This window comes from Neobacillus sp. NPDC058068, from assembly GCF_042885335.1.
Classification (GTDB): domain Bacteria; phylum Bacillota; class Bacilli; order Bacillales; family Cytobacillaceae; genus Neobacillus.
In genome coordinates, this window is sequence record NZ_JBHVSI010000003.1 from 69,075 (window position 1) to 94,943 (window position 25,869).

Consider the following 25,869-nt stretch of genomic DNA (forward strand, 5'->3'; position numbering starts at 1 on the left):
ATAAATAATCAACGGAAAAAAGAGCAATCACAGCAATGGTTTGTCGGAGTGATTTTGACAATAGGCGGCGTTTTAGTTGCGATTCCATTTATTTGGATGATCTTATCTGCGTTTAAAACAGAAAATGAAGTGATGCAGCTGACCCCAACTCTTTTTCCAAGCAAATTTACATTGGAAAACTTCCAAAATCTTTTTGAAAATATGAGTTTTGGTCTTTATTTAAGAAACACAATAATTGTTGTCTTTTGGTCCTTTTTCGGTTTGATTTTAAATGCGATGGCCGGTTATGCCTTCGCGAAATTTCAATTCAAGGGCAGGGATAGGCTTTTCTATCTTGTGTTGGCAACCATGATGATTCCAGGGCAAGTCACGATGATTCCGGTGTATTTAATCTTAAATCAATTAAACTTAACCAATACAATGGCCGGTATCGTTCTTCCCGGTTTAGTCGGTGCCTTTAGTATCTTTTTGTTCAGGCAATTCATGGAGACGATCCCAGATGAATTACTTGAGGCAGCCAGACTTGATGGTGCAAGTGAATTTAGGGTTTTCATGAAAATTGTCCTGCCTATTTCAAAACCTATTCTGGCTGTTCAGGGGATTTTAACCTTTATCGCGGGTTGGAACAGTTTCCTATGGCCTTTAATCATTGCAAATGACGAAAACCTGTATACCTTATCAGTCGGTTTATCATTATTAAAAGGTCAATATGGCGGCAACTATGCCTTACAAATGGCCGGTTCCACCTTCATGGTCGTCCCAATCATTATCATTTTTATTATCTTCCAAAAACATATTATCGAGGGTTATACAATTTCAGGAATGAAATAACTGGACGAGGGGACATCCCCTCGTCCCTTTTTTATAGAAATTAATTCAACTTTAATTTCTCATTCATCCCGTAACATCTGCATTCTTTGGTTGAATAGTGATGGATAGGATAGAGTCCCGAGCATGATGCTTGTGACGGCTGCGGTGGTTAGGAGCAAGAATAAAATGAGCAATTGGAATTGAACGGCTTGAATCGGATCGGCCCCGCCGATGATTTGGCCGCTCATCATGCCTGGAAGCTGGACGAGCCCAATGGTTTTTTGGCTTTCAATTGTCGGAATCATGCTTGCTTTTATGGAAGTGATCAGTTGGGTGTTGATGGCCTGTTTTGGTGTTCCGCCAAGGGACAGGATAAGTTCCGTTTCGGCCTGTCGTGATTCTATCTCTGCAGAAAACCGGTTAAGGAACAAAATGGCGAGGACCATGGAGTTGCCAATGACCATACCGCTGATTGGGATGATATATTGAGCCGCCCGCGGCGTAATGTTGAAGCCAAGGATAATCCCTTGCGTCAGCACTTCAATAAAAATCAAGGTAACTGCCACTTTCCATGTGATGCCTTTAATCACACTACCTTTTTTTCTAGCATTTTGCGTGGCTGCGCCAATCATGACCATCACCATCAGCAGTATATAGAGAGGGCTATCCGCTTCGAAGACGAATTGGAGAATATAGCCGACCGCAAACAGCTGGATGATCGAACGCACTGTTGCGATAATCGTGTCTTTTTCCAGCCCTAGTTTAAGTGTTTTTGATAAAAAAAGCGGGATCAGGACGAAAATAAGTGTGATGGATAGTGCGAGATAACTCATTGTCCTTCCCCTTTCACAAACCGTTTCACTTTTTCATTTACCGGCGCCTTCAGCAAGCTGCTTTCCCCCGTTTCAATCACTTTCCCATCCATCATCACCCAGGTGTATTCCCCGATTGTCAACGCCTGCTCCAGATTATGAGTAATCCAGATGATGGTGGTGTTGAACTTTTGGTTTATTTTCACAATCAGTGCTTCAATTTCCTTCTGGGACGCCGGGTCAAGCGAAGAGGTGATTTCATCGAGCAAAATGACTCGGGGACGATTAACCAGTGTACGGGCAATCGAAACCTTTTGGCGTTGACCGCCCGATAGATCTTTACTATTTCGGTGCAAAAATGAAGCATCCAGGCCAACTTGGGTCAATAAATTCCGCGCATCTTCCTCCGCTAGTTGTTTCCCCTGCAGCTCCATGGGCAAAGCCAGATTTTTGTGCACGCTGCCGCTGATCATTGGTGCACTTTGAAGCGCCATGCCCACGTAGCGCCGCAATTGGACCGGTTCGTAGCTATCGATGTTTTGCTCGTTAATAAAAATTTCTCCTGAATCAGGTGACAGAAGCCCATTGCATAGTTTGAGCAGTGTCGTCTTTCCAGCTCCTGAAGGACCGACCAAAGTGGTGATTTTGCCTTCAAGAAACGATCCGGTAATACCTTTTAAAATCGGCTGATTGTCAACGGAATAATGCACATCCCGAAAATGGACAGCCGGTCTATGGTCCAATGACATCATGTTCACTTCTTTCCATGTTCCTTTTGGGAATGAATTATATCACAGATAGTGACAAGGGGACAGGCACATTGTCCCAATCAGTTACCTAATCCCCCACTCCAATTTATGATCCCACCCATTTTGGTTTTCTGAGATGTAAAATCATTGCAATTAATGAATTTTTGTAAAAAATATTATAAAATTTTAAATCTGTGTAAAATTTTATGAAAATTCTATCATTCATCCATGAAGGTTAGTACAATAGGTTTGAAAGATCATAAACTCTTGAAAGGTGGGAAAAAGTTGAAAAGAAAGATTACAAGAACCATTCGCAGCAAAATTTTAAAAAGTTCTCTCGCATTAACACTCGCAGCAAGTATGATTCCCTTCTCATTTAGCCCTGGAGTGGCTAATGCAGAGGCAGCAGGAAACACCGCGACTCTTCGTATCTTAGAAACAACGGACCTACATAATAACATCATGTCCTACGATTATTATCAGGATACCGGTGCAGGTATCAACTATGGTCTATCCAAAACAGCAAGCTTGATTGGGCAGGCAAGATCAGAGGTTCCAACGGAAAACTCGATGCTGTTTGATGCAGGTGACACGCTTCAAGGTAACCCGATGGCCGATTATGTGGCAAAAGTGAAGCCAATCACCAAAGCAGATACACACCCGATGTTTAAAGCTATGAATCTATTAAAATATGATGCTGCGATTGTCGGTAATCATGAATTTAACTTTGGTTTAGACTTTCTTGACACGGCGCTAGCAAATGCTGCATTTCCAATTGTAAACGCTAACATTTATATTGATGATAAGGATGGAAATCCGGATAACGATAAAAACTACTTTACGCCATATGAAATCATTGATAAAAAAATCAAGGATAAAAATGGTCAAGAACAAACAGTTAAGGTAGGAGTTATCGGCTTTGCTCCTCCGCAAATTATGCAATGGGATCGAGATAAAGTTGAAGGAAAACTGATTATTAAAGACATTGTTAAAACCGCTAACAAGTTTATCCCAGAAATGAAGGCAAATGGCGCTGACGTCATTGTCGCCATCGCTCATTCTGGCTGTGACATTGCTTCAGAAGGAAAAGAAGCGGCGGAAAATGCTGTTTTTGACTTAACGAAAGTCGACGGCATCGATGCCATGCTTTTTGGACATTCACATGCGAATTTCCCTGGCTCTTCTTTTAATGGTAAAAAGGGAATTGATAATGAGAAAGGGCATATTAACAATACGCCAGCTGTTGAAGCCGGTTATTGGGGAAATAACCTAGGTGTTCTTGATTTAGAATTAGTTCAACAGGCAGATGGAACGTGGAAGGCTGACAGAGCTAATTCAAAATCCGTTAACCGCCCTGTTACTGCTGCAACAACTGCAGTTGATGAGATTGTCAATGCAGTAAAGCATGAACATGAAGCTACACTAGATTATGTGCGTGGCAAACTTGGGGAAACTCCAGCTCCATTGAATACGTTTTTTTCACGGGTAATTGATGACCCGGCACTTCAACTTATTAATGAGGCACAGACTGACTTTGTAAAGAAATATATTGCCGAGCATCGTTCGGACTTGAAAGATATACCGGTCATTTCCGCTGCAGCTCCATTTAAAGGCGGATCAAGTTATACAAATATCCCTAAAGGTGATATTTCGATTAAAGGTGCGAATGACCTTTATATCTATAATAATACGCTTAAGGCCCTTCAATTAACAGGTGCCGAAGTAAGAGAGTGGTTAGAATTGTGTGCGGCAGCATTCAATAAAATTGACCCAAACAAAGAAGGCATTCAAGATTTACTCGATAACGGTTTTACCCCTTACAATTATGACGTGATTGACGGTCTCAAATACCAAATTGATGTAACAAAAGATGCCCGCTATACAAGAAGTGGTGTGAGAACTTCTTCTCAGGAACATCGGATAATCAATTTAACGATGATGGATGGAACACCTGTCAAAGATGATCAAGTATTTATTTTAGCAACTAATAACCACCGTGCTGGCGGCACAGGGAACTATCCTGGTACAGGTGCTGACGCAAAACTAATTCTTGATTCATTGCTCGAAAACCGCGAAGTATTGATGGATTATATTAAAGAAAAGAAAGTAGTCAATGCTGTTGCGGATAACAACTGGAAGATTGTCCCTGTTGGCGGTGTAGCTAAATTAGTATTCAACTCTTCACCAGATGCAAAAAACTATTTATCTTCAGCACCAAATCTTAAGGATCTTGGTCCATCAACGATTCGACCTGGATATCAGCTCTATGAATTAGATCAAAATGTCCATGTGAAACTATTGGGTATCAACGATCTTCATGGACAATTGGATTATTCGACAACGGTTAGTGGACAGCTTGTGGGCGGTATTGAATATTTAGCAGGATATTTGAAAGAAAAAGAAGCAACAAACCCTTCCCATACGTTAAAGGTTCATGCGGGCGATGCGGTTGGGGCCAGCCGTCCGGTGTCTGCGTTAATGCAGGAAGAGCCGACTATTCGCTTCTTAAATGAACTTGGTTTTGATGTGGGTACTGTTGGTAACCATGAATTTGACCAGGGCGTTACCGAGATGATGCGTCTAATCAACGGCGGAAGCCATCCTAAGACCGTTGATAAGTATGGTCCCTTTGAAGGTGCGAGTTTCCCATACACGGTAGCAAACGTTATCGATGAAAAAACAAAAGAACATATTTTACCTCCATACGTCATCAAGGAAGTAGACGGAGTCAAAATTGGGTTTATTGGAGTCGTGACAACAGAAACTCCAACCATTGTTACGCCAAGCGGGGTAGCGGGAGTGAAATTTACCGATGAAGTAGAGGCCATTAATAAATACACGGCCGAACTTAAAGCAAAAGGCATAAAGGCCATCGTGGTACTTGCCCATGAAGCTGGAAGCTCATCTACTAATGGCTCGAACCCGACTGGCAAGGTGGTTGAGTTTGCAAAAAAGGTTGATGATGAAGTTGACGTAATTTTTGGCGCCCACAACCATGCGTATATGAATACAACTGTAAATGGAAAATTACTGATTCAATCGTATTCGTACGGAACAGCTTTTTCAGATGTTGATTTAACAATTGATCCAGTTACACAGGATATCGTGGCAAAAGAGGCCAAAATCGTAAGAACGGTGCAAAACAAAGAACATCTTGATGGTAAAACGAAAGCGAAGCTTGATGAATATCTAGAATATATTCAACCAATCACAAGTGAAGTAGTAGGGGAAGCCGCTACTGCGATTAGCCGTTCTACTAGTTCAGCTGGCGAATCGGCATTGGGTAACTTAATTGCCGATGGCATGCGCGCGAATACCGGAACGAAATTCGCCTTTATGAATTCAGGCGGAATCCGTGATGATATCAAAAAGTCAGGTCCGATTACTTGGGGCGATCTTTTTGCCATTCAGCCGTTTGGTAACGATATTGTTACGATGAAATTATCGGGTGACCAAGTAAGAATCTTACTCAACCAACAATGGGCTGATTCTGGTTCGAAGATTATGCAGATTTCCGGATTGAAATATACTTGGACAAGTAAATTACCGATTGGAAAAAGAGTGTTAGATATCTATCTTCCAGATGGTACGGAAATTGACCCTAAAGGCGAGTATACGGTCACTGTCAATAACTTTATGGCAGATGGCGGAGACGGCTTTACCATCCTTAAAGAAGGTAAAGAAAGAGTAACCGGGACAACTGATTTTAAAGCATTGTTTAATTATGTTAAAGCTCAATCGGCTATTAAACCAATAGCCCCAGTTATTGAGGGAAGAATTTTAAGAGATGTTGTAAAAACCCCAACTGTTCAGGTGTCGCAATTTGATCCGGTTTTACGCGGACAAACAAGTCCAGGGGCTAAGATTGTTGTCTCCATTGGCGAGAAGAAATTCGACGAAGTCACAGCTGATGCTTCAGGTAAATTTGAAGTTGAAATTGGTAAACAAGCTGTCGGTACAGAGATCACTTTAGACATTACAGATACTCTTGGTAATAAAGGTACGTTCAAAGTGGCGGTAGCAGCACCTGCAGCACCGGTCGTAAATCCAGTAACTGATGTGGATGTTGTGGTCACCGGAACTTCCGAAGCAGGAGCAAAAGTAGCGGCGAAAGCAGGCGATAAAGAACTGGGTACTGCGGTTGCTGATGCAGAAGGTAAATTTGCCATCACTATCGCGAAGCAAGCAGCCGGAACCATTATTACGGTAACAGCTACAGACACGACTGGAAACGTGAGTATCGCAACAGAAGTAACCGTCAGCGATGCAACAGCACCAGCAGCACCGCAAGTAAATGGTGTTACGGATGCGGACGAGGTCCTTACAGGTACAGCTGAAGCAGGCTCAACAGTGACAGCAAAGGTTGATGGAAAGGAAATCGGCAAAGCGACTGCAGATGCAGAAGGCAAGTTTGAAATCAAAATTGCTAAGCAACAAGCAGGCGTGAAAATTTCCGTAACGGCGACAGATGCGGCAGGAAATACAAGTGCGGCAACTGAAGTAACCGTAAGTGCGAAAGTGGTTGAGCAGCCAGCTAAACAAGGTTGGAAATTAGAAAACGGTAAATGGTATTTCTATGACAATGATGTGGCCACAACAGGCTGGTTAAAAGACAAAGAGAAGTGGTACTACCTAGGTGCCGATGGAGCCATGGTAACGAAAGCGTGGGTTCAAACCGGAGCGAAATGGTACTACTTAGGTGCCGATGGAGCGATGGTAACGAAAGCGTGGGTTCAAACCGGAGCAAAATGGTACTACCTAGGTACTGATGGAGCGATGGTAACGAAAGCGTGGGTTCAATCGGGAGCGAAATGGTACTACTTAGGTGCCGATGGAGCGATGGTAACGAAAGCGTGGGTTCAATCGGGAGCGAAATGGTATTACCTAGGTGCTGATGGAGCCATGGTAACAAAAGCCTGGGTTTTATCCGGCGGAAAATGGTATTTCCTTGGCAGTGACGGGAAAATGCTCGAAAATGAATGGCTGCTTGATAAAAATAAATGGTACTACTTAGGTAAAAATGGTGCCATGGCTGCCACTTCATGGGTCCTATCAGGCGGCAACTGGTATTTCATGGACAACAATGGCGTCATGAAAACTGGCTGGGTATTGACAGGTGGAAAATGGTACTATCTCTACACAAATGGAAAAATGGCAGCGAACACGGTTGTTCAAGGTTATAAACTTGGAGCAGACGGAGCATGGATTAAATAGTAGCGTAATTTGAAAGATTCATTGAGTAATGGCCTTTTCTCGTTATGAAAGCGAGAGAGGGCTTTTTTGTCGTCAAGGATATGGATGTGGGGACAGGCATCTTGTCCCATTTTATTTAGGTCCACTGTCGTGCCTTTTTTTTACGAACGGTCGCGATAAACCTTGGTACGACTGAACGCCATCACATTTCGAGAAGATTGATAGGTTATTTTGGTAGCGGGTAATAAAATAACCGAAAATATCGGGGTTAAGTTAGATCCGCACTCCCAACTCAAAAAAACCAGCCCCTCTAAAAAGGGACTGGTTCAAAATCACTCGAATGTATCCTCCTCTAAATAGTCTCCTCAGACAATCCAGAACTGCCCGGTCTTTGGTTCATATTCGATAAGCCATTTTTCAAATTCAACGCTCTGATTATTGCTTTTTCCAATTCGGCACTTAAAACGCCCCGCTAAGCTAAAATTTAAAGCGGTAAAGTATGAAAGTAAGGCAGAGAGCAATGGCTCTTTGCCTTTTTCTTTTAATAAATAGTGTACTATTAAAAGAATTACTAGATTAATTTAATGTCTATTCAAACTATTCAATTAAATATCTAGGAAAATATTGTATTGCACCCTATAATAGTAACGATTGAGATTTATAATGGAGGGGGATTAAGAAGTTAATAATTATCGGACTTTTATTGAATCGAGAGGGAGTAATCGAATTGAAGAAAAAGAAACAATTTCACGTACGTTTATTTAATATGGTTGCAGCATTCCTTATGGTATTTTCATTACTATCACCAGGACTTGCGAATGCTAAATCAATTAAGGCATCATACCGTTATGTAAATGATCCCCAAACTGCATCAAAGGCAAAGATAAGTAATCGTTTGCTAGATAATTTTAAAAAAGAGGACAAAGTTACCTTTTTAATTAAATTAAAAGAAAAAGCAGATACAGCAAATGCTATAAAACGTACAAAAGCGATTGCGAAGAAAGAAAAACTCACTGCGAATAAAGAAAAGTTTATCCAACGCTCGGCCGTTGTCTCTGAATTAAAAGCGACTGCACAGGTAGAACAACAAAACGTATTAAAATATCTGAAACAAGAAGTACATAAAGGGAATGTCGAATCGTTTAATTCCTATTTTATCGTCAATGGTATGGCTGTTACGGCAACGAAAGAGGTGGCAGAAAAGATAGCAACCTTTTCTGAAGTTGAAAAAGTATTACCGAACGAAACAAGACAATTATTTGTTTCAACAACTAAAGAGGAAAGTCCTGATTCAAATCTAGCAAATGTCGAGTGGAACGTTGAGCGAGTTGGAGCCCCAGCGTTATGGGGAAAAGGAATCGACGGTACAGGTGTAGTTGTTGCAAGTATTGATTCCGGTGTTCAATGGGATCACCCCGCATTAAAGGAAAAGTATCGCGGCTATAATGCAGCAACGGGCGAAGTTGATCACGACTTCAATTGGTTCGATGCCACTGCTGGACGAACGATTCCATATGATGATTTAGCACATGGAACACATGTGACTGGGACAATGGTCGGTAGTGAACCAGACGGATCAAACAAAATTGGAGTAGCACCGGGTGCCAAATGGATTGCGGTTAAGGCATTCTCAGAAACTAGCGGCAGTGATGCGAATTTGCTGGCGGCTGCAGAGTGGATTTTAGCACCAAGAGATTCAAAGGGGAATACGCGGGTTGACTTGGCACCAGATATTGTTAACAACTCCTGGGGTGGTGGACCGGGTCTTGATGAATGGTATCGAGATGTAGTACGAGAATGGAGAAATGCCGGGATATTTCCTACATTTGCAGCAGGAAACACAGGCATGACGAATATTGGCGGTCCTGGATCTGTCGCAAATCCTGCAAACTATCCCGAAGCCTTTGCGGTCGGAGCAACTAATAAAAATGATATAGTGGGCGATTTCTCATTACGCGGACCATCACCATATGGTGAAATAAAGCCAGATATATCAGCACCTGGAGCGAATATTCGTTCCTCGGTACCTCGTAATGATTATGATGGTGGTTGGGATGGCACATCGATGGCGGCCCCTGCTGTATCAGGAATTGTCGCGCTATTATATGGAGTGGATGCAAGTTTATCAGTTGATGAAATTGAAAAAATTTTACTAGAAACAGCAACGCCTTTAACGGATAAGGAATATCCAGAGTCACCAAATAATGGGTATGGCTATGGATTGGTTAATGCTTACAATGCTGTATCTTCTATTAGAGAAGGTCTAGGGACTTTGGAAGGAAAAGTCGTTCAAACGCTTGCGGATTCTGAACTGCCGATTAGAGGAAAAGTAAGTGCTCTTGAAAGCAAACAGTACGTCAACACAAGTCCTGATAACGGCTCATATAAATTTCCACATGCTGTCGGAAAATATACCGTTCAAGCTGAAGCATATGGATATCAATCTAAACAACAATCAGTAACGTTTGAAAAAGATAAAGCTATACACGCCGATTTCACCTTGAACGAAATCCCAAAAGGAACTGTAAGTGGCGTCATTACCGATAAAATATCAGGGGAAGTTGTTGAGGGTGTGACATTACTCCTGATTGAAGATGCCAATATTGCACCTGCTGCAACGGATAAGGACGGTAAATATACCATTACAGCTTACGAAGGTAGTTATACATTGAGAGCAATGAGAAGCGGCTATCACAGTCAAGATATTACTATTACAGTTAGCGGCGATAGCCGAGCAGTTGATATTGTTCTTGATCCTTTTTACACGTATTCGGGTGGCGAAATTGGCTATGACAATGGAATTGTTGATAATGGCAGTATGTATTTTGGCGGTGGAGTTGGATGGGCAGTAAAAATGTCATTGCCAGAGAATAAGAAATCAGCGATTGTCACAGATGGAGTGTTTCACTTCAAGAAAAGTAAATACTCAGACACGTTTGGAACAGAATTTAATGTGGAAGTATGGGATGCTTCTGGCCGCGAGGGATTACCGGGTAAAAAACTTGCTGGACCGATAGCTGCCGAAGCCATATTGGATGATTGGACAGTAGTTGATTTAACTGATTACAATATCAAGGTTGATGGAGATTTTTATATGGTGTATGTCCAAACGCTGAATTATCCAGATGCACTGGCTTTAGCAACCGATGATGGTAATCCCTATACAGAGCGAAGCTATCAATATCTTGATGGTGAATTTTATCCAGCATTTGTTGAAGACGGAAATTATATGATCCGTGCACGTGTAAGTTATGAAGTGGAAAAGCCCTTCATTACTTCGCCAAAACAGGATGAAGTATTCAAAGATGAAAACATCATGGTAGAAGGAACTGCCTCACCGACAACTACGATTAAGTTGATGAATAATAATGAAGAGGTAGGTATTGCAAAAGTTGGCGATGAAGGCAAATTTTCAATCCCAATGAAAATTACAGACGGTGAAAATAGTTTAATAGCGGTCTCCATGTTAAATGGTAAGGTGACGGGAAAATCGGATCCTGTTATTGTTTCACTAATATCCGATAAACCTGTCATTAAAGATCTTAAACCGGCCATTGACCAATCTATGTTCCCTGGTGAGAAGCTGGAAATCTCCTTCCAAAGTAATGTAATCGGTGGAGAAGCAAACTTTGAAGTGAAACTACCTACGCAAAAGATGACGCAATCCTCTGCTAAAAATAAAATGGAAGAGGTAGAGCCGGGAGTTTATAAGGGTGTTTGGACAGTTCCGGATGTAAAGATTCAAGATGCCATTATTGAAGTGGAACTAACAGATACCACTGGAAAAAGAGTTACACAAGAAGCACAAGGTAAACTAACGATTAAGCAAACTGAAGTGCCAGTCGAAGAAGTGAAAACGGGCTGGAAAGCTGAGGATGGCAATTGGTACTACTATGACAGTAAAGGCAGCAAAGTAACAGGATGGGAAAAAGTTGATGCCAAATGGTACAATTTCAACAAGAGCGGTGCCATGCAAACGGGCTGGCTAAAAGACGGAGCAAAGTGGTACTACTTAGGTAAGAGCGGTGCCATGCAAACGGGCTGGCTAAAAGACGGAGCAAAGTGGTACTACTTAGGTAAGAGCGGTGCCATGCAAACGGGCTGGCTGAAAGACGGAGCGAAATGGTACTACCTCGATAAGAGCGGTGCCATGCAAACGGGCTGGCTGAAAGACGGAGCGAAATGGTACTACCTCGATAAGAGCGGTGCCATGCAAACGGGCTGGCTAAAAGACGGAGCGAAATGGTACTACCTTGATAAGAACGGAGCAATGCAAACGGGCTGGCTAAGAGACGGAGCGAAATGGTACTACCTTGATAAGAACGGAGCAATGCAAACAGGCTGGCTGAAAGACGGAGCAAAGTGGTACTACCTTGAAAAGAGCGGAGCCATGCAAACAGGCTGGCTGAAAGACGGAGCAAAGTGGTACTACCTTGAAAAGAGCGGAGCCATGCAAACAGGCTGGCAAACGATTTCCGGAAAACGTAACTTCTTCAATAGTAGCGGGGCATGGGTAAAATAATCCAGAAGATGGGACGGGGGCACCTCGTCCCATTTTATTTCTCCCTCTCAGACTTTCTCTTGCAGATTAGAATGCTAGATTTGTTGATGATACACATTTTCTGTTCGATTGTGCCCGTTCACTCAATTTTTTCGAAGTTACGGTCGCAGTTTGAGCCAATTACGACTAAAAAGGTGTATCTAAATCCTCTACTCGGCCGTTTGAGTGGATTTTGAGCTTCAACGTCGAAGTAGAACCTTTCTACTTGGACATTTGAGCGGATTTTGGGTCTAAACATCGAAATAGAGCCCGTCTACTTGGACGATTGAGTGGATTTTGGGTCCAAACATCGAAGTAGAGCCCGTCTACTTGGACGATTGAGTGGATTTTGGGCCCAAACATCGAAGTAGAGCCCGTCTACTTGGATATTTCAGTAGATTTTAAGTCAAAACATTGAAGTAAAGTCCGCTTACTATGATGTTCCCCCGAATTTCCCCAAAAATATCTCCTTAAACCTTTGCTGCGTCGCATTTTCCGCCGATTGCGATCTTCCACATGATTTTCATGGAATTTGAGCCAAAAAGTTGAGGTAGAACCCATCTACTTAAACGTTTTTGTGGAATTTGAGCCAAAAAGTTGAGGTAGAACCCTTCTACTTCAACGTTTCCATGGATTTTGAGTAATAAAGTTGAAGTAGAACTTCTCTACTTAAAGGTTTCCATGGATTTCGAGGCATAAAGTTGAAGTAGAATCCTTCTCCGTCGCATTATCACTTTAATATCAATCAGACATTCATCCTATCAATATTCTAATATAAAAAAACATCCACTCGATTTTTTGTAACCTCCCGAGTGGATGTTTAATATTATTTCACATATCTCCGTGCACCAGCATATTCTTTCCCAAATCCGGAAGCTTCAATATCATCGATGCGAACGTGGGTTGAGGAGTTAGGCGAGTGGAGCATTTTACCATCACCTATATAGACGCCTACATGGTGAACGCTTCCTTTTCCCTCATTGTAGGCGAAGAAAAGCAGGTCGCCCGGTTGAAGGTCTTTTCTATCAACTGGTGTGCCGTATTTGGCTTGCACAGAGGAATCTCTTGGAATCAAAATACCATTTGCTTGATAGATTGTGTAAGTAAATCCAGAACAATCAAACCCGAATCCTGATGTGCCAGCCCATAAATACGGGAGATTCAAGAATTTTTTTCCGGTATTAACGATATCTTCTCCGGTTGGGGCAGGAATATCTGCTTCGGTTTTATAGACGGTGACATCTGCTTTTTTCAGCCATTTCTTACCGTGACTTGGCGTAGCGACTAATACTTCGTTTTCAAATTCTTGCATAACCGGCAGCCGGGTATTGAAACTAAGCTCAAGGAATTCGCTTTTTGCGTGTTTGTCCTCATATAACCAAGCTGTTGGCGAAGTAACTAAGGCAAACGGGCGGTGCAGCTGATTTTCATAGCTTTTTTCCTTCGTTAATTGGGCTGCTGGCATCCAGCCTGGATAGCCTACATCACTTTTAGGAGTAAATTGATTGTGGACCGCAACCTTCACCCAATCTCCTTGGCTTTCGAGGACGGTCACTTTGGATCCATATAGGGCTTGTGTTTCCAGCTTCCCGACAAGGCCGAGTTTATCTTGATACGTCATGCTCGTCGTCCATTTTCTTAAATCAGCCGGATTAGTGGCAGAAGGGGTGTCGACTTCTCTTGAAATATTTGGTTTTGTCCATACCGTTGCCACGGAAACATCAATATAGTACGTATCGTTGTCGTTTCCCTTGCCGGCATCGTCTATGTCTTTTGCCATTGCCCAGCTTGCTGATAAAAAGAACATACCTGCTAAAAGTAATACAAATACAAATCGTTTTCTCCAAAACACTGTAACTATCATCCTCTCTTTTATTGTTTTAATAGGAAAGAAAAACTTTCCTCTAATACCTTTGCCTCGCTCTAAGAGGGAAACACTTAATGAGGTAAAAAAGATGTAGATAACTTTTGTGTTTTTCAAATGAAGTGTTTAAATAAATCATAGTGGTAAGCGCTTCCAATAACAACGGTCGGATTTACCTATTTTTGGAACAGGTGCCTCGTCCCAATTACCTAAAAGTGGAGGGAGAATTGTTTCCGTTTCGGGATTACCAAATGCTCGTTTTGCTGAAGATAGTTCAGTGGGATAAGTGTCTGATAATCCTTTAAACCAAATATTTGGGGAATTGAAATGGTAAAAACACCATATAAAACTATGAAAGGAGGAATGTTAAAAAATGCAGACAATGAACAAATATTACCGTGCGAATGCGAGTATGGTTTACATTATGACTAATAATGAAGCAATGAATCAAATCATTGCCTTTCACAGGGACATGAATGGAATGCTCACCTTTGTGGGTTCCTACCCAACTTATGGTAGAGGTACTGGTACAAAGGAAGTCTCCACGGCAACTGCAAACGATGGTGTCGATCCCCTTGCGTCACAAGGAGCCCTAACTTTGTCCCGTGATGGACGTTTCCTTCTTGCGGTGAACGCAGGAGACAATAGTATCAGCAGTTTCATCATTACTGACAGCGGTGCACCCGTTCTCGTGGATGTGAAGCCATCGGGGGGTGCTCAGCCCAATAGCGTAGATGTGTTTGGTAATCTTGTCTATGTTGCCAATGTAGGTAATCCGGCAAACAATTTTGCATCCAACATCACGGGCTTTCGCATAGATGATAACGGACGCCTTACTTCTATTGCTGGGTCCTCCCGCTCTCTCAGCACTTTCAATGCTCAGCCCGCTCAAGTTCTCTTCACTCGTGATGGTAGTAAAATCCTTGTATCCGAGCTTACTTCAAACCATCTTAGTGTATTCCATGTAAATCAAAATGGTACGGTTACAGAGCCAATTGTTAATGATTCTTATGGTCAAGGACCATTGGGTGCTTATTTTCTGTCCTCTGGAATCCTTTTAGTTACTGAAGCCGATTCAAATGCCCTGTCATCCTATTCAATGAGCAACGACGGGATTCTTCATGTGATTAGCGGCTCAGTCCCAAATGGATATAAGACCGCTTGCTGGGTTGTAACAACGCGGGATGAACGTTTTGCCTACGTTACCAACACCTTAAGTGGCACCATCTCCACCTACCGAATCGATCCCAATGGAGCACTGTCAGTGGTAAGGCATATTACGAGTACACCATCAGGTACAGCTCCTGGGCTGCCGATGGATGTGGGAGTGAGTAAAGATGGACGGTATTTTTACACTCTAAACGGAAATCAGGGTACAGTCTCCGTATTTTCCATTCAAGATGATGGAAGTCTAGTTAGATTGCAGGTTGCTGCTTGGACTAACTTTCCTTACCTCGGATCGCAAGGGTTAGCTATTCTTTGATTTTTTCAACGTTACTGTATTTATCTTTATTTACACGAATATTAATTTAATGGGAAAGGTTTCATGAAAACCCGACGGTTAGGAGGGATTGACTTGGACGTAATTGGAAAAAGCGTCATTCGTAAAGACGCTTGGGATAAAGTGACAGGAGACGCGAAATACACAGATGATTACCATTCAGTTGGGATGCTTTCTTGTACAAAGGTCATCAGTCCCTATGGACACGCTACGATCACTTCGATTGACAAGACAGAAGCCCTAAAAATACCAGGAGTTAGGGCGATTATCACAGGAGAACATTATCCACTTATAGGTGAGGCCATTCGCGACCGCCCGCCAATTGCTGTTGGTAAGGTCCGTTACCACGGAGAACCAGTTGCATTAGTTGTTGCTGATACACCTTCACAAGCTAAGAAAGCAGCTAACTTGGTTAAGGTCAATTATGAATTGTTACCTGTAGTAAATTCACCTACACAGGCATTCCAAAAGAATGCTCCCCTCGTCCATGAGAGGTTAGGCGAATATAAAAAGGAGGAAGATTCACACCCGGTTCCGGGAACAAACATTGCAACGCTTACCAAAATTCGCAAGGGGGATATGGAAAAAGGATGGTCTGAGAGTGAGGTAACAGTAGAAGCAAGCTTTTCCTTTTCCCCCTCAGATCATGCCGCAATGGAAACAAGATGTTCAACTTGTGAGATTTCACGAGATGGAACAATCAATATAATGACCGCATCTCAGGCGCCTTATATGGTCAAAACACTGATATCTGATTACTTTGGTGAAGATATAGGTAAAATTGTTGTTCGCACGCCGTTTGTTGGAGGAGGCTACGGTGGAAAAGCACCTGTTCAGCTTGAAGTATTTGCATACTTAGCATCGAAGGCTGTTGGTGGCCGACCCGTAAAGGTTTTTAATACGCGTGAAGAGGATATCATTACATCTCCATGTCATATTGGTTTAGATGCTACAGTAAAAATTGGGGCTGACCGTCACGGGAAAATTAAAGTTATGGAACTCCTTTATTTGTGGGATGGGGGTGCTTATTCGGATAAAGCCATTGATGTAACGAGATCTGGAGCGGTCGATTGCACAGGACCCTACAATGTGGAGAATGTATGGTGTGATTCATACTGTATGTATACCAATCATCCGTATGCCACCCCATACAGAGGATTTTCTCATTCGGAGCTTTCTTTTGTGATCGAAAGAACACTGGACCTACTTTCACAAAAACTGAAGATGGATCCACTTCAACTTAGGTTTTTAAATGCCATTAGGCCAGGAAATACATCACCGACAAGGGTTCTTTTTAATAAAAGCAATTTAGGTGACTTACCACATTGTATTGAGAAAGTAAGACATTTAATCAAGTGGGACGAAGGGCCGATTAAACAGATAAATGAACGTTATGTAAGAGTAAAAGGCGTAAGCTGCAGCTGGAAAACGTCCACGATTGATGCCAACGCTCCCTCAGGTGTTATTTTAACATTTAATCGGGACGGTAGTATCAATTTAATGTCAGGCGTAATCGAAATTGGAACTGGCACTAAGACTGTGCTTGCTCAAATTCTCGCTGAGAGACTTAAAATGGATGTCGATAAAATTCATGTCAGAATGGAAGTTGATACCCAGACCATGCCAGAACATTGGAAGACCGTTGCCAGCAGGGGAACATTTATGGCAGGCAGGGCCACCTTAAATGCCGCAGAGGATGTGATTAACCAATTAAAAGAAGTGGCCTCATGTGTGCTGAGAGCACCGAAAGAAGATTTAGAAGTGGCAAATAGTCGGGTGTTTTTAAGGGATGATCCATCCATTGGCCTCCATTTTAAAGATATTGGTTATGGGTATAAGTATCCAAATGGTAACGCAATTGGTGGTCAAATCATTGGCAGAGGGAAATATATTTTACGTCACATAACGTATTTGGATCCCGAAACTGGAGCTGGGAAGCCTGGTCCGGAGTGGTCTGTTGCGGCTTATGGAGTAGAGGTAGAATTTGATCGTAAAGATTATACTTATCGACTGGTTAATGCTGCTGCGGTGGTGGATGCTGGCAGGGTGATGAATGAAAAAACAGCATTAGGTCAGGTTATGGGGGCAATGAGTATGGGGCTGGCATTCGCTGGGAGAGAAACATTTTATTTTGATGATTTAGGGAGGGTTTTGAATCCGCAGCTTCGGACCTATCGCCCGCTCCGCTATGGAGAGAATCCTAATTACTTGGTTGGTTTTGTTGAAAATCCACAAATTGATGGTCCATACGGAGCTCGTGGAATAGGAGAACTAGGGCTAATGGGAATGCCTGGGGCCCTCGGGAATGCATTGTCCGTGGCTGCTGGTGTTTCGCTTCATAATCTGCCCTTAATTCCGGAATTGATTTGGAAAGCAAAGGAGAAGCAATAAAGAAAACATAAATAACCTAGTCAATCCTGAGGAACCAACTAGGCAATATCCATTTCGATTTAAAAATTTTCCACAAAAGGTGGAAATGTACTTATACACTAAAAACTATTGTGTTAGTCCTTCGTCAGTAGCAATTGGTTGAATCTCATTCGTACTACCCTTTTTATTTTTCTCATTAGTACCGTTTTGTTCCTCGAGTTGATGAAGCTGGTTTTTTACTGCTTGAGAATTTATCATATTACTCTGAGTGTCTTTATTCATTTGTCTAGTACCTCCTTTGATATTAAGATGGTTCCTGATTATGATGAGTAGATCAATTAAGATTTATGCAAAATTTGAATTTAATTTTAAGTACATGGAGTCAAAGGAGTATGAAAACAGGTAGAGGGATAATCGGTTATTAAAACATGGTGGAAATAAATAAATTTTATACAAAAAAACGTCATTTTAATCGTAAAAATGACGTTTTTTAATCTTCTTATCACTTTTTCATTTCAATCTCAATTCTCTTTGCCATCTTTCATTAAGCGGAGAGGAACAGCTTCACGAGAACCGCTGTGTCGTCAGGATTCTCTTCTGGGAAGAAGTGGCCACCCTTTATCGCCTGCCCTTGCACTTTCGGAGCCCATTGCCGCCATATGCCGAGCGGACCGCCGTCTTTTGCATAGTAAGTGTCAAGCCAACCGCCCTCCGCCCACAGGTGCAGCATCGGACACTCAATTTTTTTCGACGCTTCTTTGTCCGCGCGGTCGTGTTCGACATCGATCGTCGCTGCAGCTCGATATTCCTCGCAGATACCATGCACGCGGGCCGGATTGTAATAGGTTGAAACGTACTCTTGCAAGACTTCGCGGCCGAAGGAACCTTCGCCGAAGGGGTTATGGAAGACGGCCTCGGGAGCACCGAGTAGATAACTCTCTGGCAGCGGTGGTTTCTGCGACAGTAAACTCCAGGGCCAGTAGGTTTGAGCAAAGCGCGCATCTGCCCGTTTCCACGCTTCTAAAATCGGAATGACGTCAAACACGGCCAGACGCTCCACATTCTTCGGATGATCCAAGGCCATACGGTAGCTGACGCGTCCCCCGCGGTCGTGACCGATCACTATGAAGGTCGGAAAGCCAAGTTTGCTCATCACCTCAACCAATTCCTTCGCCATCGCGCGCTTTGAATAAGGAAAGTGATCATGGCTGGAGGCGGGTATCCCGCTGTGGCCGTAGGCGCGCAAGTCTACGCAAATCACAGTATGATTTTCCGCAAGCTTCGGCGCGAGGAATCGCCACATCAGGCTTGTGCGCGGGAAGCCGTGCACCAATAGAATTGCCGGTCCTTGTCCATAACGGCGCACGAAAATTGTGTTTCCCGAGACCTCGACAAGAAAACTGTTAAACATCCTTTTACCCTCCATTTCACTTTGTTATACCGTTGAATATATTCGGTTAACTTCGCCAATTTGCATGACCCAACAACGATAATTTGATTTAGGAGGCTAAAAGGATACAGGGGTAGGCTTGGATATTTCCCGTTATAGGGCTAAAGGCTGTAAGTATAATCTAATCCTTTTTGTTTTATAATTACTTATTATTTTTCTAGCAAAAGGCTGAGCATCATCGTCAGCGTTTTGCTATTTAATTTATTTTTTGACTTATTAGCCTTAAAAAGAGGCTACATCAGGATCAGCAGTATGAGATTGTTTTGGGAATAGGAATCCTGTGGTGTAAGGTGATGATTGTCCTTTTAATCGAAAAGCTTTTTCAATTTCAACTGCAGCACGACGTGCATCTTCTACGGTTCGCTTGCCAGTCACAATGTCGTTCATCAAGTTTAATGCCATAAAATTCGCCGCTTCTTGATCGCATTTAGCCGTAGCTTCACCAGCCGTTCGGTCTGGATATAAACTACCATCAAACTGTGCTAATTCATCAAAAAATTGAACAGGAACTTTATAATCAATGGTTTGTTCTAAATAATCAAGATGGGGAGTCGGTGTGTTATGAGGGACAGTATCAAGATGCACAATCGTCCGCTTCCAAGGACCATTATTATACCAGATGATTCTTCTTGAACTTGCTTCATCAGGTAAACCATATTTATTGATTAGCAAATAAACTGTATTTTTGGGTTCTCCAGTCCATCTCTCCAAAAAATTTGATCTAAAATTGGATGAATACTGGGATGTTGACGGTAATAACCGCTAAATCCATAATCCATTTAAAATCCCTCCTGCCATATTTTATTCTGACCATTTGTCCATCGTTACAGTGGGCAGCTTGGCAAGCACAAACAAGATTGTGTGTAAGTGTACTTATACAAGCGGGTGTATTTCTTGAATAAGGGATGCACCTGTTTTTTATCAATAAGCACTTTTTGAAGCCCAAGTCATACACTATGAAAAAGAATTTTCCCTATGTAATCCCATAAAAGAGGAGTGTAGGTATGGAAAAACGATCCATTAGTCAAATGGGTGGGAATGTGCCTCAACCTATCCGAAGTGATGGAGCAGGAGGGATTGATTCCGGACCTCGTAATATTATGCGTGATCTTCAAAATCCGAATATGCTAGTCCCACCTATTACGGATGCGGGCTTGCTCCCAAACTTGAAATTCTCATTCTCAGATACTTCAATGAAATTAGATCACGGAGGATGGTCCCGCGAGATTACGGTGAGGGAACTTCCTATAGCCACCACCCTTGCAGGAGTAAATATGAGTTTAACTGCCGGCGGAGTACGTGAACTCCATTGGCATAAACAAGCAGAATGGTCGTATATGCTGCTAGGCCGGGCACGTGTAACTTCGGTTGACCAACAAGGACGAAATTTTATTGCCGACATCGGACCGGGAGATATTTGGTACTTCCCCCCAGGTATTCCTCATTCGATCCAAGGGTTGGAACATTGTGAATTTCTGCTCGTCTTCGATGACGGGAACTTTTCCGATCTTTCCACCTTATCCATCTCCGATTGGTTTGCACATACTCCCAAAGATGTTCTGTCTGCAAATTTCGGAGTACCAGAGAGTGCTTTTAACTCTATCCCTTCTGAACAGGTATATATTTATCAGGTAGAGGTACCAGGTTCACTAGAAAGTCAGGAAGTCCAGTCACCCTACGGAGATGTTCCTTTAACCTTCAAGCACGAGCTATTGAAACAAACACCAATTAAAACGCCTGGTGGTAGTGTACGAATTGTGGACTCTTCAAACTTTCCAATTTCGAAAACAGTTGCAGCAGCACTCGTTGAGATTGAACCGGGTGCAATGAGAGAACTTCATTGGCATCCCAATAACGACGAATGGCAGTATTACCTTACTGGACAAGGGCGAATGACTGTATTTACTGGGAATGGTACAGCTCGTACATTTGACTATAGAGCAGGTGATGTCGGATATGTACCCTTTGCTACTGGACACTATATTCAAAACACCGGTACCGAAACGTTATGGTTTTTAGAAATGTTCAAAAGCAATCGCTTTGAAGACGTGTCACTAAATCAATGGATGGCACTGACTCCTAAAGATTTAGTTAGGAGCAACTTAAATGTTGGAACAGAATTAATTGATTCTCTACGGAAGGAGAAATGGCCTGTTGTGAAATATCCCGGGTATTCCTACTACCCAAAAAACAGGTAGATAAGAGGAGATTTGCTCACCCATAGAGTTGTGGAGGTGGTTACTATGTACAAGACAATTTATCCTGGGGGGTTACTTGAAGATCCAGCTGCCAGAATTGGTGGCTTCTTTGTTCATGTCCTTGTTAAGAGAAAAATTAATTAGTAGATTTTTACTAGATATTTAAGGTGTAATCCATCAAAATGAATATAATGAAAATAATTAGGAAGAGGAGAATTTGTTCATGAATGATGTAATAAAACGAAATAATGTACGGGTGATGGGACAGGGAGAGCAAACAATTATATTTGCGCATGGATTTGGTTGTGATCAGAGCATGTGGCAATATATCGCTCCTAAATTTGCTGAGAGATATAGAATTATATTATTTGACTATACAGGGTCAGGAAATTCAGATATCACGGCATACCAATCTGAAAAATATAGCACACTTCAAGGGTATATGCAGGATGTCTTGGATATTATTGAAGAAATGGGTCTTCAACATATACTATTCATTGGCCATTCTATTAGTTCGATGATTGGGATGCTTGCTGCAATTGAGCGTCCGGATTACTTTGATAAATTAATTATGATTGGGCCTTCGCCTTGTTATTTAAATGACACAGACGGGTATGTTGGCGGCTTTGAACAAAGTGATATTACCGAATTACTTGCTTTGATGGAAATGAATTTTGCAGGTTGGGCAAGCTATATGGCGCCATTTGCTATGGACCAATCGAAGGATCCCAAGCTAACGCAAGAATTAGAGAATAGCTTTGTCTCAACGGACCCGCGTATAGCAAGGGAGTTCGCGGAGGTAACATTCTTTTCGGATTATCGCGCGAGCATACCATCAGTGAAGGTACCTACACTTATTATTCAATGCTCGAATGATAGCATTGTTCCAATAGAAGTAGGAGAATATTTACATAAGCATTTACAAAATAGTACGCTTCAAATCATAGATGCAAGAGGGCATTATCCACATATTAGTCAGCCAGTAGAAACAACTAAGATTATTATAGATTATCTAATGAATTAATGAATAAAAGGGAGATTAGTTATGGATGAACGATTAATAGAGGCAGCTTGTGGGTTTATATCGATTGACCATAATGGATCTATTATCGAGGTTAATAATACCTTTCTTGAATGGATGGGCTTCAAGCAAGAGAATTTAGTAGGAAAGCATTTTGAATCGTTATTGACGACAGGGAATAAGCTGATTTTTCATTCTTATTTTTATCCGAATATTAATTTGCATGGGCATGTAGAAGAGCTATTCATTAATTTAAAAAATCACACTGGTGAATCCGTTCCATATTTGATGAATGCTAGACGATTTGGGCAGGATGGTCTAGAAATGATTGACTGTATATTGGTTAAAATGAAGAAGCGGATTGATTATGAGTTAGAATTACGGTCGACTAAGAACCAAATGGAAGAGGCCTATTTAGAAAAAAATCTAGCCCTTGAAAAGCTTGAACAAATCTATCTTGAAATTGAAAAGAAACAGATTGAACTAATGGAAATTAATTCAGGATTAGTAGAAATATCGAATACCGATAAGCTCACAGGCATTCCGAACAGAAGACTCTTCCAAGAAAAGCTAGAAGAGCAGATTGAATTGTACCATAAAGGAGAAAAAACATTCTCTCTACTAATTATTGATATTGATCATTTCAAAAAAGTAAATGATACATATGGCCATCAAATTGGCGATATTGTACTTGTGAAATTAGCAAACATCCTAAAGACTCAGGTGCGGCCCGAAGATATAGCTGCACGGTTGGGCGGTGAAGAATTTGTCATCATTCTTCCGCATACTGATGTGGGTGAGGCATTATTGATGGCTCAGAAGGTTAATCAAGAGGTTGAACTAGCTGAATGGAAAGAAACAGGCAGCTTAACAGTGAGTGTTGGGGCAGCGACATTTACTGCTAAGGATTCAGAAGCATCTATCTTGAAAAACGCAGATCAAGCTCTCTACGCTTCCAAGGAAAATGGTCGAAATCGCGCCACACATTTTAGCGAGTTATCATAATAAATGCGTGCCAAGAGCGGAGACCCCCGCTTAGCTAAAGTTTTAAGCAGTAAAGTATGAAAGCAAGGCGAAGAGCAAAGGCTCCTCGCCTTTTTTGTATAGAGAATAACTGAGTGGATTTTATGTAAATTCGAATTATTCGAATAAATAACTAGGGAAATATTGTTTTTTTTCTATAATCGTAACTATTGAGATTTAAACTAGAGAGGGAGGAAGCGAATTGAAGAGAAAGAGACAATTTCAAATGAAATGGTACTACCTCAACAAGAGCGGCGCGATGCAAACAGGCTGGATTACAATTTCCGGTAAACGATACTTCTTCAATAGTAGTGGAGTGTGGGTGAAATAATCCCGGAATAGTTTAACTGAATGATGAAAGGGAGACTACAATTGTGATGTTGTTGTCTCCCTTTTTACGTATATTGGTCAGACCTGTATTTGGAGACGAAATGCAAAACTAATCGACGGTTAATTTCGGATGATCTCGTTGGATTTCATAAGGAAAAATTACTAAAGCCAGGCATATGGCCTGGCTTTTCTAAGATATGCGCTTGGGGGCGCCTAGAATGTTATTTTACCCAAACCCCGCCTGAGTTGAAGTAATACTTCTTTCCGTTAATGGTTTGCCAGCCAATTTTCATTGCCCCGCTTTGGTCTAGGAAATACCACTGATTGTTAAGCTTCAGCCATCCGGTTTTCATTGCTCCGCTCTGGTCAAGGTAATACCATTGACCGCTAAGCTTTAGCCATCCGGTTTGCATTACTCCATTTCCATTAAAGTAATACCATTTTCCTCCGGACTTAAGCCAGGCTGTTTGCATTTGGCCGTTTTCCTTTAGGAAATACCACTTGGAATTGGATTGCAGCCATCCGGTTTTCATTGAACCATTTGAGTTAAAATAATACCACTTTCCGTTAATCAAGAACCAGTTGGTTTTCATAATATTGCCATCAAAGAAATAGCTTTTCCCATTTATGGTTTGCCAGCCATCCTGCAGGAAACCATTTTCATCCAAGTAATACCATTGGCCGCGTATGTTTAGCCAGCCTGTGAAAACATAAGTCCTTTCCGTTTTTATATAGCTCAAGTAGCCTGAAGATTCTGCTTTAATTTTTACGACAGCTGGGGTAGTTCGAAAATATGATTCTGCTCCAGCATCCGCCTTCAAATACATGGTGTTATTTTCTACTAGCAGACTAAGGAATAGGGATGTATCCAACGTTAATTTGTATTCTGATGGATCTAAAATTACCTTTTCCCCATTCCACTTTGTGGCTTGTACTTGCAACGGAATCAATAGATCCTTTGTGCTGAACGAATGAACATTCGGTAAAATGTCAATCGCGGAAAAACCTTGTCCCATCATGCTTTGGTAGTTTGTTAGTGTCGCCCCAGAGCTGTTAGGAGTTAACAGCCAGTTGCCATCGTCGCTTAAAGTAAAAGGGCTTCCATGGGTAAGCGGCATCATATATTTGCAAATGGATGTACTTAGGTCGTAAATATAGATTCCATTAACAGTACTAACAAGTAGGTCTTTTCCGTTTGGATGCAATTTAATTTTTAAAAAATTTACACTCCTGTTCCAAACCAACCCAGTAAAGGTTTTTGTGGTCATGTCCAGGACACTCAATTCATGAGGTTTCGCAATATATAATTTTTTGCCATCGGGACTAAGTTCCATAGACTGTACTTCTAAATAGTTTCCGAAATATTCCGGATCGATAGTATAAAGTTCTTTGCCGGAAGCAGCATCGATAAATTCATAAGGATAGTCCTGCTGGTGGCCTAGGATTAAGATTTTCCCGTCCTTATCAAATGTCATATTGGGATAATCGGGAACCGTCTTTGTGAACAGCTTTGTCCCAGTTTGCAATTGATATACGGAGATGGTAGCTGGAGTGCTGTTGTAATTGGTAACCGCCATGAGCGTATCATTCCGATCAAAGACAATTCGCTCTCCTCGGTCCGAAAGCGTGTAAATAATTTTTTTATCAATGGTGGAAGCGACAATGGTCTCCGCGCTATAGTAACCGGCTGATACTAGATATTTTCCTTTGGGACTCAAAAGAAAGTCTTGATTTGAATGGGGACGGGGTAAGGAAAATTCATCGGTCGTCCCTGTAGTTCTATCATAGACGGTGAAATTTGTGGTGTTCTTCTTGTCGCCAAAGGCCTCGTATTTTTGCATATAAATCTTTTTTCCGTCACTGGTCATATTGGCACTGTCCCCAGAAAAGGTATATTGCTCGACATTGTCTATTCCTGCGGCCTCCATTTGCTGAGCATATACCAACATTAATAGGCTGCATAAAAATACCGTTAAGCTGATTTTTTTCATTGATCTCTTCCTTTCAC

General features: G+C 41.8%; 16 protein-coding genes. 9 read left to right on the top strand and 7 right to left on the bottom strand.

Annotated elements, in window-relative coordinates; all coding sequences use genetic code 11:
• Complete coding sequence (locus tag ACFVSW_RS04685) at positions 1-831, top strand: carbohydrate ABC transporter permease (protein WP_387313423.1); 831 nt, start codon at positions 1-3, stop codon at positions 829-831.
• A 59-nt stretch (positions 832-890) separates the two neighbouring features.
• Here ACFVSW_RS04685 and ACFVSW_RS04690 read toward each other — a convergent pair whose 3' ends face one another.
• The gene (locus tag ACFVSW_RS04690) at positions 891-1,643 is read right to left on the bottom strand and encodes an ABC transporter permease (protein ID WP_387312834.1); all 753 of its coding nucleotides are present in this window, start codon (positions 1,641-1,643) and stop codon (positions 891-893) included.
• Positions 1,640-2,371, bottom strand: coding sequence for an ABC transporter ATP-binding protein (locus ACFVSW_RS04695; RefSeq protein ID WP_387312837.1), 732 nt, complete (start codon positions 2,369-2,371; stop codon positions 1,640-1,642). The genes ACFVSW_RS04690 and ACFVSW_RS04695 overlap by 4 nt, the downstream gene beginning before the upstream one ends.
• A 285-nt stretch (positions 2,372-2,656) precedes the next feature.
• Between ACFVSW_RS04695 and ACFVSW_RS04700 the strand changes: the two genes are divergently transcribed.
• Together ACFVSW_RS04700 and ACFVSW_RS04705 are read left to right on the top strand one after the other, a co-directional pair.
• A complete protein-coding gene (locus ACFVSW_RS04700) occupies positions 2,657-7,585 on the top strand; it encodes a bifunctional 2',3'-cyclic-nucleotide 2'-phosphodiesterase/3'-nucleotidase (protein WP_387312839.1) in 4,929 nt (1,642 codons plus the stop codon).
• A gap of 706 nt (positions 7,586-8,291) precedes the next feature.
• Entirely contained in the window at positions 8,292-12,086 is a 3,795-nt protein-coding gene (locus ACFVSW_RS04705; protein ID WP_387312842.1) for a S8 family serine peptidase, read from the top strand.
• 844 nt (positions 12,087-12,930) lie between these two features.
• Here ACFVSW_RS04705 and ACFVSW_RS04710 read toward each other — a convergent pair.
• A complete protein-coding gene (locus ACFVSW_RS04710; protein ID WP_387313425.1) occupies positions 12,931-13,884 on the bottom strand; it encodes a C40 family peptidase in 954 nt (317 codons plus the stop codon).
• A gap of 457 nt (positions 13,885-14,341) precedes the next feature.
• On the opposite strand from ACFVSW_RS04710, the gene ACFVSW_RS04715 reads away from it, so the two are divergent.
• Together ACFVSW_RS04715 and ACFVSW_RS04720 are read left to right on the top strand one after the other, a co-directional pair.
• Positions 14,342-15,451: a lactonase family protein gene (locus tag ACFVSW_RS04715; RefSeq protein ID WP_387312845.1), complete on the top strand. Its 1,110-nt coding sequence runs from the start codon at positions 14,342-14,344 to the stop codon at positions 15,449-15,451.
• A 93-nt stretch (positions 15,452-15,544) separates the two neighbouring features.
• On the top strand, positions 15,545-17,860 hold the full coding sequence (locus ACFVSW_RS04720; RefSeq protein ID WP_387312847.1) for a xanthine dehydrogenase family protein molybdopterin-binding subunit: 2,316 nt from the start codon (positions 15,545-15,547) through the stop codon (positions 17,858-17,860).
• A 105-nt stretch (positions 17,861-17,965) separates the two neighbouring features.
• Here ACFVSW_RS04720 and ACFVSW_RS04725 read toward each other — a convergent pair whose 3' ends face one another.
• The 3 genes from ACFVSW_RS04725 to ACFVSW_RS04735 all read right to left on the bottom strand — a co-directional run bounded on the left by ACFVSW_RS04725 (position 17,966) and on the right by ACFVSW_RS04735 (position 20,000).
• On the bottom strand, positions 17,966-18,121 hold the full coding sequence (locus ACFVSW_RS04725; RefSeq protein WP_252286368.1) for a hypothetical protein: 156 nt from the start codon (positions 18,119-18,121) through the stop codon (positions 17,966-17,968).
• 262 nt (positions 18,122-18,383) lie between these two features.
• Entirely contained in the window at positions 18,384-19,250 is an 867-nt protein-coding gene (locus tag ACFVSW_RS04730; RefSeq protein ID WP_387312850.1) for an alpha/beta fold hydrolase, read from the bottom strand.
• A gap of 261 nt (positions 19,251-19,511) precedes the next feature.
• Positions 19,512-20,000, bottom strand: a complete 489-nt coding sequence (locus tag ACFVSW_RS04735; RefSeq protein WP_387312852.1) for a hypothetical protein — start codon at positions 19,998-20,000, stop codon at positions 19,512-19,514.
• Positions 20,001-20,293: 293 nt separating this feature from the next.
• Between ACFVSW_RS04735 and ACFVSW_RS04740 the strand changes: the two genes are divergently transcribed.
• The 4 genes from ACFVSW_RS04740 (at position 20,294) to ACFVSW_RS04755 (ending at position 23,862) form a co-directional block, all read left to right on the top strand.
• Positions 20,294-21,487, top strand: a complete 1,194-nt coding sequence (locus ACFVSW_RS04740) for an oxalate decarboxylase family bicupin (RefSeq protein ID WP_387312855.1) — start codon at positions 20,294-20,296, stop codon at positions 21,485-21,487.
• Between the two features lie 223 nt (positions 21,488-21,710).
• Complete coding sequence (locus ACFVSW_RS04745; protein WP_387312856.1) at positions 21,711-22,511, top strand: alpha/beta fold hydrolase; 801 nt, start codon at positions 21,711-21,713, stop codon at positions 22,509-22,511.
• Between the two features lie 21 nt (positions 22,512-22,532).
• A complete protein-coding gene (locus tag ACFVSW_RS04750) occupies positions 22,533-23,513 on the top strand; it encodes a sensor domain-containing diguanylate cyclase (protein WP_387312858.1) in 981 nt (326 codons plus the stop codon).
• Between the two features lie 220 nt (positions 23,514-23,733).
• Entirely contained in the window at positions 23,734-23,862 is a 129-nt protein-coding gene (locus ACFVSW_RS04755; RefSeq protein ID WP_387312861.1) for a hypothetical protein, read from the top strand.
• A gap of 220 nt (positions 23,863-24,082) precedes the next feature.
• On the opposite strand, the gene ACFVSW_RS04760 is transcribed toward ACFVSW_RS04755, so the two are convergent.
• Positions 24,083-25,852: a hypothetical protein gene (locus tag ACFVSW_RS04760; protein ID WP_387312864.1), complete on the bottom strand. Its 1,770-nt coding sequence runs from the start codon at positions 25,850-25,852 to the stop codon at positions 24,083-24,085.
• Between the last annotated feature and the right edge of the window lie 17 nt (positions 25,853-25,869).

What these genes read in the sequence shown, in the direction of transcription:
- ACFVSW_RS04690 (WP_387312834.1), bottom strand. Translation starts at nt 1,643, where the DNA reads ATGAGTTATCTCGCACTATCCATCACACTTATTTTCGTCCTGATCCCG.
- ACFVSW_RS04695 (WP_387312837.1), bottom strand. Translation starts at nt 2,371, where the DNA reads ATGTCATTGGACCATAGACCGGCTGTCCATTTTCGGGATGTGCATTAT.
- ACFVSW_RS04710 (WP_387313425.1), bottom strand. Translation starts at nt 13,884, where the DNA reads ATGGCAAAAGACATAGACGATGCCGGCAAGGGAAACGACAACGATACG.
- ACFVSW_RS04715 (WP_387312845.1), top strand. Translation starts at nt 14,342, where the DNA reads ATGCAGACAATGAACAAATATTACCGTGCGAATGCGAGTATGGTTTAC.
- ACFVSW_RS04725 (WP_252286368.1), bottom strand. Translation starts at nt 18,121, where the DNA reads ATGAATAAAGACACTCAGAGTAATATGATAAATTCTCAAGCAGTAAAA.
- ACFVSW_RS04730 (WP_387312850.1), bottom strand. Translation starts at nt 19,250, where the DNA reads ATGTTTAACAGTTTTCTTGTCGAGGTCTCGGGAAACACAATTTTCGTG.
- ACFVSW_RS04740 (WP_387312855.1), top strand. Translation starts at nt 20,294, where the DNA reads ATGGAAAAACGATCCATTAGTCAAATGGGTGGGAATGTGCCTCAACCT.
- ACFVSW_RS04745 (WP_387312856.1), top strand. Translation starts at nt 21,711, where the DNA reads ATGAATGATGTAATAAAACGAAATAATGTACGGGTGATGGGACAGGGA.
- ACFVSW_RS04750 (WP_387312858.1), top strand. Translation starts at nt 22,533, where the DNA reads ATGGATGAACGATTAATAGAGGCAGCTTGTGGGTTTATATCGATTGAC.
- ACFVSW_RS04760 (WP_387312864.1), bottom strand. Translation starts at nt 25,852, where the DNA reads ATGAAAAAAATCAGCTTAACGGTATTTTTATGCAGCCTATTAATGTTG.